We start from the raw sequence: 2013 nt of genomic DNA, 5'->3' as shown, positions 1-2013 counted from the left end.
TTCATGGTGGCTTAAAAGTTGTACCCTAAAATATCAAATCGGATTTTTGAAATTTTCTTCAAAAAACACTTGACTTTTTATTAGCAGGCTTTCATAAGAAACAGCCAATACATTGACTGCAACAAATCTTCACGAGAAGCACAGATCGTCGGTGAAAAAACGGCAGGTGAAACCTTCAGAACCTCTGCGAATTTCGCTGTGGTTTCTGCATTAGGGGTTCGAGCGTTTTTCTCATACTGAGCAATACGGACATCCGCTGTTTTCTTGGAATACCCCATCAGGAGTCCAAGCTCTTTCTGGGTAAGGCGGCGAAATCGTCTAACGAACTTCAAACGCTGCCCAATAGAGGTATCCGTGATCCACCAAGTCATTTTTTACACCTCGCTTTCTGCAAATTCTCGATATACAACCTCATTTTTTGCTCTGCGTTTTCCTACGGCTTCACTGGGAGCAAGGTCAGGGTAGGTTGCCTGCACTTTCTGTCTGCTTCTGCGGACAGTTTCAAACCCCGGAAAGCTGCGTCTATCCAGTTCCTTCAAAAACACAGGAACCGTCATGGCATGAATGTCGATGCCACGCAGACCGGAATAGTGTTCCAGTACCATCAGGTACAAATGATTGTCGGTATTTCTTGCCTTGTGGTCGTGTTCCAAGATGTTCTTAACCAGGGCAGATACCGTTTTCAAATTTTCCAAACAGAAACCTCCTTAATCCGCATCGACTACCACAAACTCATCACCTGCCTTGAGCTTCAACCTTCGACTCAGAAACTGTTCAATGTTGAACTCATTTCTCTTATCAAAGTCTGATGTGTACTTATAATTGGGGTGCTGCGTCAGATCGTACTTATCAGAAAGAAACGGTCTGACACCACGCAACTGCAAAATACACTTGCTGCCATCCAGAACCGCAAGCTCATCTACGCTCGCAAGGTCTTTGCCAAGCTTTTGAAAATTTTGTCCGTAAGACGGGCTGTTACCTCTGGTGTTGGAGGTGTTGTAGGTGTCGATAGTTTCTTTTCCCAATGCCTGATTCAGTTCTTTGAGCGTGGTTGGCTCAGAACCACCCAGGAAAATTCGGGAATCCATGTTGCCGATGATGGTATCAGCATTGTCTTTATAAATGGCTTTCAGCTGTGATTGTGCCTGGAGAACAAGGCAAGCTGATATTTCACGGCTTCGGATTGTCGCTACCAGTTTTTCCAGATTGGGAATCTGACCGATGTTTGCCATCTCATCAATCAGGCAGCGTACATGAACCGGCAGTCTGCCGCCGTACACATCATCTGCTTTCTCGCACAGCAAGTTGAACAGCTGTGTGTAAATCATGGAGATCAAAAAATTAAAGGTCGCATCCGTATCTGACATAATCAGAAAGAGCGCCGTTTTCTTATCTCCGAGGGTATCCAACTGCAACTCGTCATAGGCAGTCACATCTCTGACCTCCTGAATATCAAAAGGAGCCAGACGAGCGCCGCAGGAAATCAAAATCGACTTAGCGGTCTTGCCGGCAGCCAGCTTGTATTTTTTATACTGACGGACTGCAAAGTGATTCGGTTTTTTCTTTTCCAGGGCTTCAAACATCAGATCCACCGGATTCTGGAACTCCTCATCATCTTCCCGCACCTCCATTGCGTTCAGGAACTCAATCAGGGTGGAGAAATTCTGTTCCTCAACCGGAGCTTCATAGTGGATATATCCGATCAAGGCACAGTAGAGCAGCGTTTCCGCCTTCGTCCAGAACTCGTCACCGGCTTTTCCATCACCCTTTGTGTTGGCAATCAGCGTTGTCACCAGTTTCAGAATGTCTTTTTCTGAATGGATATAGGCAAAAGGGTTATAGTGCATCGACTTCCGAAAGTTGATGGTGTTGAAAATCTTGATGGTGTAGCCATGCTTCAAAAGGGCGTTGCCGCACTCAATCACTATGCTGCCTTTCGGGAGTGTTTTGTCAAGATAAATAAAGGGAATATCTCACCGAATTTTGCATCAAAAATTCGATGATTTCACATCG

At 45.3% G+C, this 2013-nt stretch carries 2 protein-coding genes and 1 pseudogene; all 3 read right to left on the bottom strand.

Annotated features, from left to right (window positions below; genetic code table 11):
- Positions 1-80: 80 nt before the first annotated feature.
- Entirely contained in the window at positions 81-371 is a 291-nt protein-coding gene (locus tag OCV69_RS16510) for a helix-turn-helix domain-containing protein (RefSeq protein ID WP_262563251.1), read from the bottom strand.
- 3 nt (positions 372-374) lie between these two features.
- On the bottom strand, positions 375-695 hold the full coding sequence (locus OCV69_RS16505) for a hypothetical protein (RefSeq protein WP_002304332.1): 321 nt from the start codon (positions 693-695) through the stop codon (positions 375-377).
- 12 nt (positions 696-707) lie between these two features.
- Positions 708-1946: pseudogene (locus tag OCV69_RS16500) on the bottom strand (VirD4-like conjugal transfer protein, CD1115 family); the annotation flags it as partial.
- Positions 1947-2013: the final 67 nt, after the last annotated feature.

This window comes from Alitiscatomonas aceti (assembly GCF_025567195.1).
Lineage (GTDB): Bacteria > Bacillota > Clostridia > Lachnospirales > Lachnospiraceae > Alitiscatomonas > Alitiscatomonas aceti.
Note: the sequence above shows the minus strand (reverse complement) of the source record. Positions and strands in the feature narration are given on the sequence as shown.

What these genes read in the sequence shown, in the direction of transcription:
- OCV69_RS16510 (WP_262563251.1), bottom strand. Translation starts at nt 371, where the DNA reads ATGACTTGGTGGATCACGGATACCTCTATTGGGCAGCGTTTGAAGTTC.